General features: G+C 29.7%; 16 protein-coding genes. 11 read left to right on the forward strand and 5 right to left on the reverse strand.

The window, feature by feature from the left end:
* Window positions 1-9 precede the first annotated feature (9 nt).
* Together N5A56_RS01095 and N5A56_RS01100 are read left to right on the forward strand one after the other, a co-directional pair.
* Complete coding sequence (locus N5A56_RS01095) at window positions 10-1,167, forward strand: aminotransferase class V-fold PLP-dependent enzyme (protein WP_265724167.1); 1,158 nt, start codon at window positions 10-12, stop codon at window positions 1,165-1,167.
* 6 nt (window positions 1,168-1,173) lie between these two features.
* A complete protein-coding gene (locus N5A56_RS01100) occupies window positions 1,174-1,716 on the forward strand; it encodes an NUDIX hydrolase (RefSeq protein ID WP_265724166.1) in 543 nt (180 codons plus the stop codon).
* Here N5A56_RS01100 and N5A56_RS01105 read toward each other — a convergent pair.
* The gene (locus tag N5A56_RS01105) at window positions 1,698-2,444 is read right to left on the reverse strand and encodes a DUF6503 family protein (protein WP_274270132.1); all 747 of its coding nucleotides are present in this window, start codon (window positions 2,442-2,444) and stop codon (window positions 1,698-1,700) included. The two genes, N5A56_RS01100 and N5A56_RS01105, sit on opposite strands and share 19 nt — an antisense overlap.
* A gap of 138 nt (window positions 2,445-2,582) precedes the next feature.
* Here N5A56_RS01105 and N5A56_RS01110 point away from each other — a divergent pair, with 138 nt between their 5' ends.
* The 9 genes from N5A56_RS01110 (at window position 2,583) to N5A56_RS01150 (ending at window position 10,493) form a co-directional block, all read left to right on the forward strand.
* Window positions 2,583-3,143 carry a TetR/AcrR family transcriptional regulator gene (locus tag N5A56_RS01110; RefSeq protein WP_265724163.1) on the forward strand — a complete coding sequence of 187 codons (561 nt, stop codon included), beginning with the start codon at window positions 2,583-2,585 and terminating at the stop codon, window positions 3,141-3,143.
* Between the two features lie 55 nt (window positions 3,144-3,198).
* Entirely contained in the window at window positions 3,199-3,606 is a 408-nt protein-coding gene (locus N5A56_RS01115) for a nuclear transport factor 2 family protein (RefSeq protein WP_265724162.1), read from the forward strand.
* 34 nt (window positions 3,607-3,640) lie between these two features.
* A complete protein-coding gene (locus N5A56_RS01120; protein ID WP_265724161.1) occupies window positions 3,641-4,627 on the forward strand; it encodes an alpha/beta fold hydrolase in 987 nt (328 codons plus the stop codon).
* A gap of 69 nt (window positions 4,628-4,696) precedes the next feature.
* On the forward strand, window positions 4,697-5,113 hold the full coding sequence (locus N5A56_RS01125; RefSeq protein WP_265724160.1) for a hypothetical protein: 417 nt from the start codon (window positions 4,697-4,699) through the stop codon (window positions 5,111-5,113).
* Window positions 5,114-5,267: 154 nt separating this feature from the next.
* Window positions 5,268-5,798 carry a pyridoxamine 5'-phosphate oxidase family protein gene (locus N5A56_RS01130; RefSeq protein ID WP_274270133.1) on the forward strand — a complete coding sequence of 177 codons (531 nt, stop codon included), beginning with the start codon at window positions 5,268-5,270 and terminating at the stop codon, window positions 5,796-5,798.
* Window positions 5,799-5,802: 4 nt separating this feature from the next.
* The gene (locus N5A56_RS01135; protein ID WP_265724158.1) at window positions 5,803-6,702 is read left to right on the forward strand and encodes a hypothetical protein; all 900 of its coding nucleotides are present in this window, start codon (window positions 5,803-5,805) and stop codon (window positions 6,700-6,702) included.
* A gap of 31 nt (window positions 6,703-6,733) precedes the next feature.
* Complete coding sequence (locus N5A56_RS01140) at window positions 6,734-8,914, forward strand: DUF5916 domain-containing protein (RefSeq protein ID WP_265724157.1); 2,181 nt, start codon at window positions 6,734-6,736, stop codon at window positions 8,912-8,914.
* Window positions 8,915-8,944: 30 nt separating this feature from the next.
* Window positions 8,945-9,661 (forward strand): bacillithiol biosynthesis deacetylase BshB1, encoded by a 717-nt coding sequence (gene bshB1, locus N5A56_RS01145; RefSeq protein ID WP_265724156.1) that lies wholly within the window; start codon window positions 8,945-8,947, stop codon window positions 9,659-9,661.
* A gap of 61 nt (window positions 9,662-9,722) precedes the next feature.
* Window positions 9,723-10,493: an MBL fold metallo-hydrolase gene (locus tag N5A56_RS01150; protein ID WP_265724155.1), complete on the forward strand. Its 771-nt coding sequence runs from the start codon at window positions 9,723-9,725 to the stop codon at window positions 10,491-10,493.
* Window positions 10,494-10,688: 195 nt separating this feature from the next.
* On the opposite strand, the gene N5A56_RS01155 is transcribed toward N5A56_RS01150, so the two are convergent.
* The 4 genes from N5A56_RS01155 to acs form a co-directional block, all read right to left on the reverse strand.
* Window positions 10,689-12,455, reverse strand: a complete 1,767-nt coding sequence (locus N5A56_RS01155) for an ABC transporter ATP-binding protein (protein WP_265724154.1) — start codon at window positions 12,453-12,455, stop codon at window positions 10,689-10,691.
* Window positions 12,456-12,589: 134 nt separating this feature from the next.
* Window positions 12,590-13,312 carry an acyl-CoA desaturase gene (locus N5A56_RS01160; RefSeq protein WP_265724153.1) on the reverse strand — a complete coding sequence of 241 codons (723 nt, stop codon included), beginning with the start codon at window positions 13,310-13,312 and terminating at the stop codon, window positions 12,590-12,592.
* A 59-nt stretch (window positions 13,313-13,371) separates the two neighbouring features.
* Window positions 13,372-13,944: a Crp/Fnr family transcriptional regulator gene (locus N5A56_RS01165; RefSeq protein WP_265724152.1), complete on the reverse strand. Its 573-nt coding sequence runs from the start codon at window positions 13,942-13,944 to the stop codon at window positions 13,372-13,374.
* Entirely contained in the window at window positions 13,945-15,852 is a 1,908-nt protein-coding gene (gene acs / locus N5A56_RS01170) for an acetate--CoA ligase (protein WP_265724151.1), read from the reverse strand.
* Window positions 15,853-16,005: the final 153 nt, after the last annotated feature.

Genomic DNA, 16,005 nt, shown 5'->3' on the forward strand with positions numbered 1-16,005 from the left:
TCAATTTCTATGATTTTAGAAAATCAAAAACACCTTTTCAGTTTTCCTGAAGAAATTACTTACTTAAATATTGCAAGTCAATCTCCATCTTTTAAAGCTGTAGAACAAGCAGGAATTGAAGGTGTTTTAGAAAAAAGTAATCCACATAAAATTACAGGTCATCATTATTTTGAACCTGTAAAAGAGGTAAAACAACTTTTTGCAAAATTAATTGATGTTGAAGATTATAACAGAATTGCAAATATTCCTTCAGCTTCTTATGGTTTAGCAACTGCTGCAAACAACATCACTTTAAAAAAAGGTGATGAAATTTTATTGGTTGAAGAACAGTTTCCTAGTAATTACTATGTTTGGGAAAAACTAGCCAATAAATTTGATGCTACCATAAAAATAGCTTCAATGCCAACATCTAAAGAAAATAGAGGTGAAAATTGGAATGAAGAAATCTTAAATTCTATTTCTGATAAAACTACAGTAGTTACTTTAGGAAATATTCATTGGGCAAATGGTACTTTATTTGATTTAAAAGCTATCAGAAAAAAAACTACAGCACACAATGCTTTATTAATTATTGATGGAAGTCAGTCTGTTGGTGCTTTACCTTTTTCTGTAAAAGAAATACAACCAGATGCTTTAATTTGCGCTGGTTATAAATGGCTTTTTGGACCTTATGGTTGTGGTTATGCATATTTTGGTAGTTATTTTGATAACGGAAATCCGTTAGAAGAAAATTGGTCTAATCGTTTAGATAGCGAAAACATGAGTGGTTTAACTTCTTATCAACCAAAACACAAACCATTAGCAAATAGATATTCTGCAGGAGAACATGCTAGTTTTATTTATATGAAAATGCAAATAGCAGCTTTAAAACAAGTTTTAGATTGGACACCAAATGCAATTCAAAATTATTGTAAAGAAATTACTTCTGAAGCAGTTATCACTCTAAAAGAAAATGGCTGTTTTATTGAAGATGATAATTTTAGAGCTCATCATTTATTTGGTGTAGAATTGCCCGAAAACTTGAATGTTGAAAAACTTAAAAGCAAACTAAAAAAAGCTACTATTTTTATTTCTTTTAGAGGAAATTATATTCGTCTTTCGTGTCACTTATACAACACCAAAGACGATTTTAAGAAATTAACAGATTGTATTTCATCTTGTTTATAATTTACTATGGATGAATTTATAGATATCTTAACATCAAAAGGCGAATTTACAGGTGAAACTGCTTTAAAATCAGAAGCTCATAAACATGGTTGGTTTCATCAAACAGTTCATGTATGGTTTTATACAGTCACTAAAAAAATACTACTTCAAAAACGAGCATCAGTAAAAAAAGTTTTCCCAAATCATTGGGATGTTTCTGTTGCTGGTCATATTAGTGCAGGAGAAAGAGTAGAAAAAGCAGCAATAAGAGAAGTAAAAGAAGAGATTGGAATTGATATAGAGGAATCCGATTTACAAAAGATCGGATTTAGAAAAGATGAAATTGTACATCCAAACGGAATTTTAGACAATGAGTTTAAACATATATATGTATGTAAACTCAATAAAAGCATTAATCAACTTATCATGCAACCAGAAGAAATTGACGATTTACAACTCTTTGATCTTTCTATATTAAAAGACACCACAAAACATGGAAGTTTTATGGTGCCAAATATGAATCGTTATTATGATTTTATTTATGAAAAAATCTACTCTTTAGGTTTATAAAAGATATTTTCATCAAGTTTCTTAGTACTTACATTTTGATTTGTAAAAATAGTTGGACTTCTTGCAGGTTCAGAAACATTTCCATTCTCATCCTTTTTATACCAAGTTAAAGAGTTTGGCAATAAAAATCCGTTAACATCAATCCAGTCATTATATCTAATTGTATTGACTTTTGTGCTAGGTTTTTTACTAAAAAACGTAACTGAGTACTGCAACCATTCCATTTGATATGTTTTTGAATTGTAGTAGACATAATAATTATCATCAGGAGAAGACCCAATATTTGATTTAAACGAAATCTTAAATCCTGGGTAATTTTTTCCTTCAAAAATTAAATCATCTGTTTTTTCGTAAATAATTCCGTCATCAGCCAACACAAAAGGCATTGCATAAAAGTAAAAGTACAAGTTGTAATAAAAATCTTTATTCCCTTTAAAAGACATTGAGTCTTTTTGTTGTAACCAAACATTTTCTCCATCGAATCCTAATTTATAACTTACTGAAGTAATCAATGACTTTCGAGAGTGCAAATCAATTGCATGTGTTTCATTTCCCTTTATAAAAGTAAGCTGATTTAGTTCATTCCATTTATCTATTCCACCATGCTTTTGAAATACTTTTGAAATTGCTAATGGGATTTCTTTATTTATAGTTTTCATCTTTTTCGTTTCCTTACTGCAAGCAATTAGAGTTAGAATGGTAATTGACAATAATAATATTTTCTTCATGGTTCTTGATTTATTAGTTAGAGTCGTAATCAATAAAAAGCACTTACATGTGAAAAAATAAAATTCTCTAAATGTTAAATATATGTTAATTACATACAGACTTGTCTGTTTTACAAAAAATATTTATACATTTGTCTCATGAAAAAACCAGGAGTAAAAGATAGAATCATTGAAACAGCATCTGAATTGTTTTATAATGAAGGGTATAATCAAACAGGTATTAATCAAATAATTGCAGAAGCAGGTGTAGCAAAAGCTAGTATGTATCAGCATTTTAGATCTAAAGAAGATATTGCTGTAGCCTATCTTAAAAGACGTCATACTAATTGGATTGGAAATTTATTTGAATATATAGCTGATGAAAAAACTGTTCAAGATAAAATTGTAGGATGTTTTGATTATTTAAATTTTTGGTTAAAAGGAGCTGAATATAGAGGGTGTGGTTTTCAAAATATATTTATTGATTTACCAAAAGATCAACAAAAAATAAAAGATCAAGTTATACTTCATAAAAATGAACTAAGAACTTGGATTCATGGATTACTATTAGAAGACGAAAGGTACACTAAAGAATCAGCAAAAGAATTAGGCGATGAATTATTAGTTTTAATGGATGGAGCTATTATTCTATCTCAAATTCAACATAGCAGCTGGCCAATTCTATCAGCAAAAAGTACATGTATTAAATTAATATCATAAATTAATAAAAAAAATATTATTAACTAAATATTAAACAGACTTGTCTGTTCGTAAAATGAAAAATATCATCCCTCCTTTCAATAAGGAAACAGCTAAAGCAAAAGTACAAGCAGCAGAAGACGCTTGGAACAGTAAAAATCCAGAAAAAGTATCTATGGCCTATACAATAGACTCTAAATGGAGAAATAGAGAATTATTTTTTGTTGGTAGAGAAGAAATTAGAAAATTTTTAACCAATAAATGGAACAATGAATTACATTATAAATTAAAAAAATATTTATGGTCTTATACTGATAATAGAATATCTGTAAGATTTGAATATGAATGGCAAAATGCTACAACCAATCAATGGATGAGGACACATGGTAATGAGCATTGGGAATTTGACAAAGAGGGAAAAATGCAAGTAAGAGATATGAGTGCAAACGATATAGAAATAAATGAAAGTGAACGTAAATTTTAACAAAAACAATAAATTAATATCAAAACAAAGTAAAATGAAAACAAAAACAATCAAACCAGTATTAGGAATTCTATTATTAGCAATTCTATCTTTAGGGATATTTGCATTCAATGCACCTAAAGAGAAAAAAGTAATTAATATTGCTAAAGTAAAAACAGAACCAACATATCATAAAACCATAAAAATAAATGGTGTTGATATTTTTTACAGAGAAGCAGGAAATGTAAATAAACCAACTATTGTATTATTACATGGTTACCCAACTTCTTCTCATATGTTTCGTAATTTAATAACAGACTTGTCTGTTCGTTATCATGTATTAGCTCCTGATTATCCGGGTTATGGAAGAAGTGAACAACCAGCAATGAGAGATTTTGAATATACTTTTGACAATATGTCAAAAATCATTGAAGGATTCTTAGAGGTAAAAAACGTAAAAAAATACAGCTTGTACTTAATGGATTATGGAGCGCCTATAGGATTTAGAATTGCAGCTAAATATCCAAAGAGAATTGAATCTCTAATCATTCAAAATGGAAATGCATACGATGAAGGTTTACGTGATTTCTGGATTCCTATTAAAAAATATTGGAATGATTATACAATTGCAAACGGTAAAGCATTAGAAGGATTTCACTCTCCTGATGGATTGAAATGGCAATATACTCATGGTGTACAAGATGTTTCAAAAATTAGCCCAGATAACTGGAATCTTGATTTACAACATTTGAAAAGAGCAGAGAATGATAAAATTCAATTAGCAATGTTTTATGACTACAGAACTAATGTGCCTTTATACCCAAAATGGCAAAAATATTTTAGAGATTATCAACCAGCAACATTAATTGTTTGGGGTAAGAACGATTACATTTTTCCAGCTGAAGGAGCACATCCATATAAAAGAGATTTAAAAAATGTAGAAACTCACTTATTAGACACCGGACATTTTGCTTTGGAAGAAAAAGGAGATGAAATAGCAAACTATATTATAAAATTCTTAAAAAAGAATAACATCAAATAAATTAATAAAAAAATGATTGGGCTAGTGAATAACTAGTCCAATCATCATTAAATAAATATAATAGAAATTATGAAAACAATAAATTGGAAAAATGCAATAGTAGCAGGATTTTTAGGTACTATATTATTTGACTTAGTAGGGTTATTAATAACAGGAAACTGGTGGGATATTCCTGGAATATTAGGTGCTAAGACTGGATTAGGTTTAGGGTATGGAGTTATTGGACATTATAGCAACGGAATTTTATTATCAATTTTATATGCAGGAATTGCTCCTTCTCTTTGGGGACCAAAATGGGCTAGACCTTTAATATTTGTTGCTGGAGAAACTGTAGCTTTGGTATGGTTATTCATGCTTCCTTTATTAGGGGCGGGAGTTGCAGGTTTAGACATGTCTCCAATGATGCCAGTAATTACCTTAGTAAGACATTTAGCATATGCTATTCCATTAATCTTCTTAATCAATTACGAACTTAAGAGAGCTTAATATTCAAAATATCACATCGGAGGAAATTGGTTCTTCTTCGATGTAATTTATTATTCAAATAAAAAACCATGGCAAGAAATTATCCTGAAATAGCATTCTCGGATGCAGCAAAAGACTTACAAAAAAATACGGAAGCAGAAATAGCTATTCTCGAATGGAAAAATTTAGCGAAGTAAATGGATTAACAGATGGTGAGTTCTCTTTTATAGAAAATCAGAATAGTTTCTATTTATCATCTATCGGATCAAATGGATTCCCATACATACAACATCGTGGTGGTCCAAAAGGTTTTTTAAAAGTTCTAGATTCAAAACGAGTAGGTTTTATCGATTTTTCTGGTAATAAACAATATGTATCAGTTGGGAACATTGCTACCAATGCAAAAGTTTCTCTAATAATGATTGATTATCCTAGAAAAGCTAGGCTAAAGATCTATGCAACTGCAGAAGTTATTGAATTAGAAGAGAACCCAGAGTTGTACGACTCATTAGATTTAGAGGACTATAAATTTAGACCAGAGCGAATGTTGGTTTTACATATTGAAGCTTATGATTGGAATTGCCCTCAACATATTACTCCAAAATATACAGTTGATGAAATTGAGACAGCTTTAATTCCGCAACAAAAATACATTGCTAAATTAGAACGTGAAATTAAAGAATTAAAAGCACTTTCAAATAACTAATATCATGAAAATAAAACTTCTAATGTTGCTTCTTTTTATAAGTGGTATCACACAATCTCAAATTAACCAGTATTTTAAAGATATACAATTTGGAGATTCATTCTTAAAAGCTCAAAAGAACATCTGTAAACTATCAAAAAAAATTCAGGTTGTTGATGTTTCTAATCCTAGTTTTCCTTTATCTAAAGATAAGGAAAAACACTTGATTGCATCAAAGGTTAAAGGTAAGTATGGTATTCTAAAAAAAGTTGTGTTTACTTTTTCTGATGATAAACTTAGTTTTATTCAAGCTAAAGGAAATGTAATTAAAAGTATCGGTACTAAAGCTAAGAGAGATCCACATTCATTTTTGAATTACCAAATCTATAACTCCGGATTATTATATATAAACCCAAAAACCGATGTTGCTTCATTTTTAACAGCAAAATCACTTCATTTAAACTTATATACTTGGACTAATCCCTACTTAAATTCTAATACAGAAACAAACTATAATTCTTCAGTGAAAATTCCAAGTTTCATAAAAATGGGTTATAAATCAGAGAGCATATTAGCCATTATTAAAGAGAGTATCAGCTTGGTAGACGTTAAATACTTAGGCAAAAAAAATAGCATTGAAAAAACTCAAATAAATGCATTTGGTATTGAATATGCTGGTTTTCCAAGAAAATTTGAAATCAGATTTGAAAACAACCGAATGAGTAAAGTTTGGATTTTAACAGGTAAAGAAGAAGAGTCTCGCATCCGTAAAAAATTAACACAAGAATTTGGAAGATCTATTTTCGAAAATGATGATTGGGTTGTTTTTAACAATTGGACAGTACTTCTAAGAAAAAACAAGCCAGAAATATTTCTGATAACTCAAGAACTTGGATTGAAGTACAAAAAGATTTATACAAAGTAAAACAACCTAACTCAAAACACCATTATTTGTGATGAAAAATACACTACTATTTTTCTTATTAAGCCTAATATATATTCAAAGTTACTCTCAAAATAATCAATCAAAAATTGTAAAAATTAATGAGAACATAAAAATTGATGGAAAACTTAATGAATCTGTATGGAAAAAATCAACTTCATTTAATCAATTTTACAATCATTTTCCTAACGACTCTGGACTTGTAAAAAAGCCAGTAATTGCAAAAGCATTTCATAATGGAAACACTTTATATATTGGGGTTACTATTTTTGAAGATACTCCAGAATATATTGTTCGCTCATTAAAAAGAGATGAAGGGTTTAAAAGTTTTACAAATGGTGATGGCTTTGGTATAGTAATAGATGTTAACGGCAATCAAAACTCTGGTTATTTATTTGCTGTAAATGTAAAAGGTGTACAAACAGATGGAATTATTTCTATAACAAATGACAATTATTCTGTAGATAGTAATTGGAATACTAAATGGCAATCAAAAACAATTATTCAAACAGATAAAAGATACTATGAAATTGCCATTCCTTTAAACGCACTTCCTTATAATATTAAAAATAAAAAATGGGGAATTAATTTTATGAGTATTGATGCAAAAACTCCTCAATATGCAACATTAACCTCTTATTCAAGAAATTATAGTGTTTTAGATCTACGATTTACTAAGCCTATAGAAATTGAAAACCTTACAAAAACAAAGGCATCGAAATCAACTTTAATTCCATCTTCTGTGTATTCGTATAATAAAAATGTTACTACTAACAAAAATAATAGCGAATTAACAGCTGGTTTAGATCTAAAATATAAAGTTACTTCTTCATTAAAATTGGATGTAACCATTAACCCAGATTTTTCTGCTATAGAGCAAGATCAGCAAATTACAAACTTAACCCGCTTCGATATTAGTTTTCCAGAGCAAAGAAATTTCTTTCTAGAAAATGGAGATTTATTTAATAATTTAGGCACTCGTGGTATCAATCCGTTCTATTCAAGAATCATAGGTTCTAAAACTGATATTCAATTTGGTTTAAAACTATCTGGTAAACTTACAGATAAGTTAAGAATTGGCTTTTTAAATTCACAAACAGAATCAAATGATACTGAAAATGGTCAAAATTATACAGTAGTTGTAGGAAGGAGAAAAATATCAAAAACACTCACAACAACTGCTTATTTTATTAATAGACAGGAGTTGAAAAAACACCAAGTTGTTAATGATTATAATAGAGTTGTTGGAATAAATTTTAATTATATTTCTAATGATAATAAGTGGTTAGGACAATTCAATTATGGAAAAAGTTTAACCTCTGGTATCTCAAAGAATAATGACTTTTACAATGCTACTTTGTCATATTCATCACGAAAATGGTTAGGAACTTCTAGTACAAGTCTTGTAAATAAAAATTATATTACTAATGTTGGCTTTGTTCCTCGCTTAAATAATTTCGATGCAATTCTTAAACAATCTACAAAAGATGGTTATCTAGAAAACTATACCGAAGTAATTTATAACAACTACAAGCCTAGTAGTAATACACGAGACAAAAATGAGCATAAAATCAGATTCAATACTTTCTTGAACTCCAATTTAAAGTTAATTGAAGAAGACATCGAATTGGTTAATATTTGGAGATATAAAGATTTAAGTTACTTCTTTTTAAACGTCTTCTACAATCATAACAATTTGCAATTTGCTACAGATATTTTAAGAAACGGAACCCCAATCCTAAAAGATATATACAATACAACTTTTATTAGATTTGGATACATATCACCACCAACTAACAAAGCTTTTTCTTTTCAAAATAGATTTCAATATGGAAGTTTTTATAATGGTGACAGATTTAGATGGGAATTTGTTGCTAATTATAGACTACAACCATGGGCAAACTTTAGTGCCGATTATAATTTAAATATTATTGATTTAAAACAGTATGGAGAAGATACAATTCATGCTCTAAATTTCAAAGGAAGCATTTTTTTCACCAATAAGTTATCATGGACAACTATTGCACAACTAAACACACAAAACGAAAATTTAGGATTTAATACGCGATTGCAATGGGAATTTAATCCGTTGTCATTTGCTCATTTAGTAATCTCTAACAATTACAATGTAAACCCAATTGACCGACAGAGCTACAGTATTGCATTAAAAGTAAATTACTGGTTAGATTTATAAACGAAAAATTCAATTATTAAAACAAATTTCATGAATACATTTAAAGTAGACATTCTAGCCTTTGGAGCACATCCAGATGATGTAGAATGTGCCGCTTCTGGCGTTATACTTAAACATATAGCCTTAGGTAAAACAGTTGCTATTGTAGATATGACTGCGGGAGAAATGGGAACATTTGGTACACCAGAAAGGAGAGCAAAAGAAGCTGAAAAAGCTTCAGAAATCTTAAAAATAAATTATAGAGACCAATTTGGATTAGCTGATGGAGCCATAGAGAACAATGAAGAAAGCAGATTATTAGTTATTCAAGCTATTAGAAAGTATCAACCAGAAATTGTATTAGCTAATGCTATTAATGATCGTCATCCAGATCATGCAAATGCAGCTAAGCTTGTTGCAGATGCTTGCTTTATATCAGGACTTAAAAAGAAAGAAACTTTTTTTAATGGAGAAATTCAAGAACCTTGGAGGCCAAAATCGGTTTATCATTACATACAAGATTATTTTATTGACCCAGATTTTGTGATAGATATATCTTCAGAAATGAATAAAAAAATTGAAACTATTAAAGCATTCAATTCACAATTTGTGAAGCCAGAAAATAACCAGCCTAATTCTATTATCGGTTTATTATATCAAATAAAAAGCACCAATAGTATTTACGGAAGACCAATCAACGCAAAATATGCAGAAGGTTTTACTGTAAATAGATATTTGGGAGTGAATAATTTTTTTCAATTAAAATAAAATCAATTTTAAAAAAATATTAAAAATGAACCTAATAGATAATCTTAAAAAAACATAAAAGATGATAAAGATTCACCATTTAAGAAATGCCACAATGGTTGTGGAAACAGAGAAAAATGTTATTTTAATTGATCCAATGTTGGGAGACCAAGGCATCATGCCTTCTTTTATTTTGTTTAGACATAAAGCAAGAAGAAACCCAACCGTTCCTCTACCCACAAACTCTAATAAGATATTAGAAAAAGTAACACATTGCCTTATAACACATCAACATCCAGATCATATTGATAGTAAAGCCGTTGCATTTTTAATCAAAAAAAACATTCCAGTTACATGTAGTGTAAAAGATGAAAAAGCATTTAAAAAGAGAGGACTAAATGTTGTTCAATCTTTAAAATATTGGGAAAAACAAGAATTTCTAGGTGGAACCATAGAAGGCATTCCTGCTAAACATGGATATGGATTTGTAGCTAAACCAATGGGAAATGTTATTGGTTTTTACTTAAAGTTACCTAATCAAAAGTCGATTTATCTAAGTTCTGATACAATTTACACAGATTCAGTAGATAAAGTTCTAAAAGAATATAAACCTGATATTAGTGTTTTAGCTTGTGGAGCAGCTCAATTTGATTTATTTAAACAACTTATTATGAATATTGATGATATTTTAAAGTTTATAAAAAATACTTCAGGAAAAGTTATTGCAAATCATATGGAATCTATAAATCACTGTCCTTTAACTAGAAAAGAATTAAAAGAAATATTAACAAATAATAAGTTAATTTATAATGTTTTGATTCCCGAAGATGGAGAAATCATGATTATAGAATAACAAATAAATTGACAAGTTAATAGATTTTTTAAAAGTTTAATATTGGAAACAAGTAAAAATCTGAAGTTAATATTTATAATGATTTTAATATTTAAAAGCGCTAATACTATTTATTGGTCGACAAATAAATGCTACTTATGCAGAAGGGTTTATTGTGAATAAATATTTAAAAATTCATAATTTATTTGATATACATTAAATTTTTGCCTGATACGTATATAAATCATAATATCTACCTTTCGCAGCAATCAACTCGTCATGCGTTCCACGTTCTGCAATATTACCAGCTTCAATTACCAAGATTTGATCTGCTTGTTTAATGGTACTTAATCTGTGCGCAATTACAATGGTTGTTCTTTCTTTCATTAATTCTGATAAACTTTTCTGAATTAATGCTTCACTTTCAGTATCTAAGCTTGATGTTGCTTCGTCTAAAATAATAATTTTGGGATTCGCTAAAATCGCTCTTGCAATTGCCAAACGTTGTCGTTGTCCTCCAGAAAGTTTTACACCACGTTCTCCAATTAAGGTGTCTAATCCGTCATCAAATCGATCTGTAAATTCATTTACATAAGCTGCTTTTACAGCATATTGTAATTCTTTTTCTGTAGCATTTGGTCTTGGAAATAAAATATTTTCTCTGATGGTTCCTTCAAACAGAAATTCGTCTTGTAACACAACACCTAGGTTTTTACGATAACTGTTTAATTTTATTTTAGAAACATCTTGATTATCAATTGTGATTAAACCTGACTTTGGATTTAAAAATGTTGCTGACAATCCTGCAATTGTTGATTTTCCAGAACCAGAACTTCCAACCAAAGCGGTAACTGTTCCTTTCGGAACATCAAAACTAATATCATTAATCACTTCTTTTCCTTCATCATACGAAAAAGAAACATTCTCAAATTTAATATCTCCTTTTACCTCTTTTAATTGAATAGTTCTTTCAGCATTATCTTCTTCAGCTTCCATATTCATCAATTCTTCGGTTCTATCTAAACCTGCCAAAGCTTCTGTTAACTGACTTCCAATATTACTCATTTGCACAATTGGCGCAATCATAAAACCAAGAATCAAAGTAAAAAATAAAAACTCACCAGAAGTCATGCTATCATTCATCATATAATAACCACCAATTCCCATAATTCCTGTTGTGGCAACACCAATTAAAAAGGTAGATGAACTAGTCATTAAAGCAGTTGCTGTTAAACTTTTCTTTACATTCTGAAACAGTTTATCTACACCTTTTTCAAAGGTTTTATTTTCTTGATCTTCTGCGTTGAATGCTTTTATTACTCGAACTCCAGCTAAAGTTTCTGTCAATCTTCCTTTAACCTCAGCGTTGATTTTACCACGAGTTCTAAAAATTGGGCGAATAAACTTGAAGGCTTTTAAAGCAACAATTCCGAAAATTGAAATCGGTAAGAATACAAATAATGTCATCCACGGATTTAAATTTATCAAAATGATTAAAGAAATTACTGCAGTAATTGTTCCACCAACTAACTGCACTAAACCAGTTCCGATAAGGTTTCTAACACCTTCAACATCGCTCATAATTCTAGAAACCAACGCGCCAGATTTTGTGTTATCAAAAAAACTGATTGGCAACGACAATACTTTCTTTTGCACTTGTGCTCTTAATTCTGATATTAAATATTGTGCTTGAACACTTAAAATTCGTGTCAATAAAAAAGACGTAATTGCTTGTAATAAAATAGCGACTAAAACTACTCCTATTAAAGTGTATAATTTATCATAATCTTTGTCTGGTACAACTTCGTCTAACAAAACTTTACTTTGCCATGGCAAAATTAATCCTGATAAACTTCTCAAAACAATTAAAATTAATCCAACAAAAACCAAGTTTCTTCTTGGCCAAATAATGGTTTTAAATGCTTTTCCGATAGAAACTTTTTGTTTCTTTTTAGGTTCTTTTGAATCTTTTAAATGTTGCATGCTGTAATTTTTGATAGATATTAAGGTATCCTTTCAAATTACATGCCATGGATATTAACATGACACAATAGCAAAACATTTCTAAAATGATGTTTTATTTCTTTTAAAAATTCAACCTTATGGCTTCAAAATAACTACTTAAGTTTAATAAGTTTTACTTTATCTAATACTACCATTATACAATAAGTAATATCTACTTCATGCCATTTTACGCCAAAATTTGCTCGTCCTCCATGAGCGTGATGGTTATTATGATAGCCTTCGCCCATCATTAAAAAATCAAATGGCAATAAGTTTTTAGATGTATCGCTTACTTTAAAATTTACATATCCGTAAATATGTGCAAACCAATTAATAATTACTCCATGAATTGGAGCCATTAAAAAAGTAACAGGTAAAAATAACCATTGCCACCAGGCAGTTGCAAAAAAAACAAAGAATAACGTATAAATTAGCGCCCAAGTTAATCGAGAAAATCGAGAACTAGCAAAGGCGTCAAAACGTTCCCATTGAGGTACGTTTTTAGTGAACTTTTCTTCTATTGAAATCCTTTTTGTATTGATATCTTGATACATGTTTTTTGTACGCCACATCATACTAAATAAATTACTATCGTATTTTGGTGAATGTGGATCTTTTTCTGTATCTGCATAAGCATGATGCATTCTATGCATAACACCATAACCATAAGCACTTAAATAATTAGAACCTTGAGTTAGCCACGTTAAGAAAAAACAAACTTTTTCTCCAAGTTTAGACATTGTAAAGGTTTGATGTGCTGCATATCTATGTAGAAAAAAGGTTTGAAAAAACAATCCAGAATACCACAAAATCACTATTAAAATTATCACGTACATGTTCAATTATTTAGCCTACAAATAACTGAACATAAATTGTTTTATAAAATGAACCTAAGTTAAGAAATTCGTTTCCGTATTCTACTTAATGCTTGTGCCGTAACACCAATATAAGAGGCAATATATTTTAACGGAATTGCTTTTATCAAATTTGGTCTTTCTTTGAATAAATTTAAATAACGTTCTTCTGCTGTTTCATTTAATAAAGATTGTTCTCTTTTAGATTTTATTAAAAATAAACGTTCTGATGACAAGCGACCAAGTGTATTTCCAATTTTAGTTTTTTTATAAACTTCCTGCAAATCATCATAAGATATGCTCCACATAGTTACTTTTGTTAGTGTTTCTAACTCATATAAAGATGGCTTTCTGGTTAGAAAAGAATCATAAGCACTTACAAATTCATTATCAAAACAAAAACCAAAGGTAATTTCTTTATCCAAATCTTCCTTAGGAATTAAAAACCGAACAATTCCACTAGAAATAAAAGATATGTGGTTTTCAACTTCATTAATAGTTAACAGTTTTGTTCTTTTTTTAACGGTTCTCTGTTCTAATCTTGAAGTAAAAAAGTCCCAATCACTATCTTCTATTGATATGGTTTCTTCTAAATATTTTCTAATAGTATTCATTTACAATTTATTATCAATAATACTTTGCACAACTTCAGGATTTAACAACGTAGAAATATCACCCAAATTATCCATTTCATTATGTGCAATTTTTCGTAAAATTCTACGCATAATTTTACCTGAACGTGTTTTTGGTAAGCCTTCTGAGAATTGAATTTTATCTAACTTCGCAATCGGCCCAATTCTATCTGTAATTAATTGATTGATTTCTTTTCGTAAATTATCGTGATTTCTACTTTCGCCAGTATCTTTTAAAGTTACATAACCATACAATGCACTTCCTTTAATATCATGTGGAAAACCAACAATAGCAGATTCTGCAACTGCCGGATGCTCGTTAATTGCATCTTCTATTGGCGCAGTTCCTAAATTGTGCCCAGAAACAATAATTACATCATCTACTCTACCGGTAATTCTGTAATAACCAACTTCGTCTCGTAAAGCTCCATCACCTGTAAAATACATTTTATCGTAGGCAGAAAAATAGGTTTCTTTATAACGTTCGTGATTTCCCCAAATAGTTCTTGCAATACTTGGCCAAGGAAATTTTATACACAATCTTCCTTCTACTTGGTTTCCTTTTAATTCTTCTCCTTTTTCATCGATTAAAGCTGGTTGAATCCCTATAAAAGGCAACGTTGCATAGGTAGGTTTGGTTGGTGTTACATACGGAATTGGAGTTATCATTATTCCGCCTGTTTCTGTTTGCCACCAAGAATCTATTATTGGGCTTTTTCCTTTCCCAACATTGTCATTATACCAATGCCAAGCTTCTTCGTTAATGGGCTCTCCAACAGAACCTAATACTTTTAAGGACGATAAATCGTATTTGTCTACCAATTCTGTTCCTTGTTTTGCCAACGCTCTAATTGCAGTTGGTGCTGTATAAAATTGATTTACTTTGTGCTTTTCTACAATATCCCAAAAACGACCAAAGTCTGGATAACTTGGTACACCTTCAAACATAACTGTTGTTGCACCATTTGCTAATGGTCCGTAAACTATATAACTGTGACCAGTTATCCAACCTATATCTGCAGTACACCAATACACATCATTTTCTCTATACTGAAACGCATTTTTAAAAGTATAGGCTGTATACACCATATAACCTGCAGTTGTATGTACCATTCCTTTTGGTTTTCCTGTTGAGCCAGAAGTATATAAAATAAACAACGGATCTTCTGCATTCATTATTTCTGCTTCACAATCTGTTGATGCATTGTCTAATAAAGGTTCTAACCATTTGTCTCTTCCTTCTTTCATACGAATGTCTGAATTGATTCTTTTTGCCACCAAAACAGTTTCTACTCCAGAACAAGATTCTAAAGCTTCATCTACGATTCCTTTTAAATCTATTGATTTTTTTCCTCTGTAAGAACCATCTGAAGTGATAACCATTTTACAATCCGAATCATTTATTCTTGTTGCCAATGCTGTTGATGAAAAACCTGCAAAAACTACAGAATGTATAGCTCCTATTCTTGCACATGCTAAAGTTGCAATCGCCAATTCAGGAATCATAGGTACATAAATACAAACTCTATCTCCTTTTTTAACTCCTTCTTCTTTTAAAACGTTTGCAAATTGATTTACTCGTTGATGTAATTGTTTATAAGTAATATGCTCTGCTCCTTCATTAGGATCATTAGGCTCAAATAAAATTGCAGTTTTATCTCCTCTAGTTGCTAAATGCCTATCTATACAGTTCTCTGTAATATTTAATTGTGCTCCTTGAAACCATTTTATTTCTGGTTTTGTAAAATCCCACTCTAAAACTTTATCCCATTTCTTACGCCATATAAAATGTTCTTCTGCAATCTCTTCCCAAAAGTTTTCTGGCTCTCTTATAGATTTTCTATAAACTTGATAGTATTCTTCTAAGTGTTTTATGTGATAATTGCTCATAATTAATTTTTACTGGTTATAAGATTTGATAAAAATAGAAAATTAAAATTCTTTGTAGGGGTGCTAGTTCGTTTAATTTAGGTATGTTTTTAAGCTAGAAAGTTATAAAACATATTTTATTTTTCATTCTTTTTTCTACTTATGACATTTAAT

The organism is Polaribacter ponticola (genome assembly GCF_026191475.2).
Classification (GTDB): Bacteria; Bacteroidota; Bacteroidia; order Flavobacteriales; family Flavobacteriaceae; genus Polaribacter; species Polaribacter ponticola.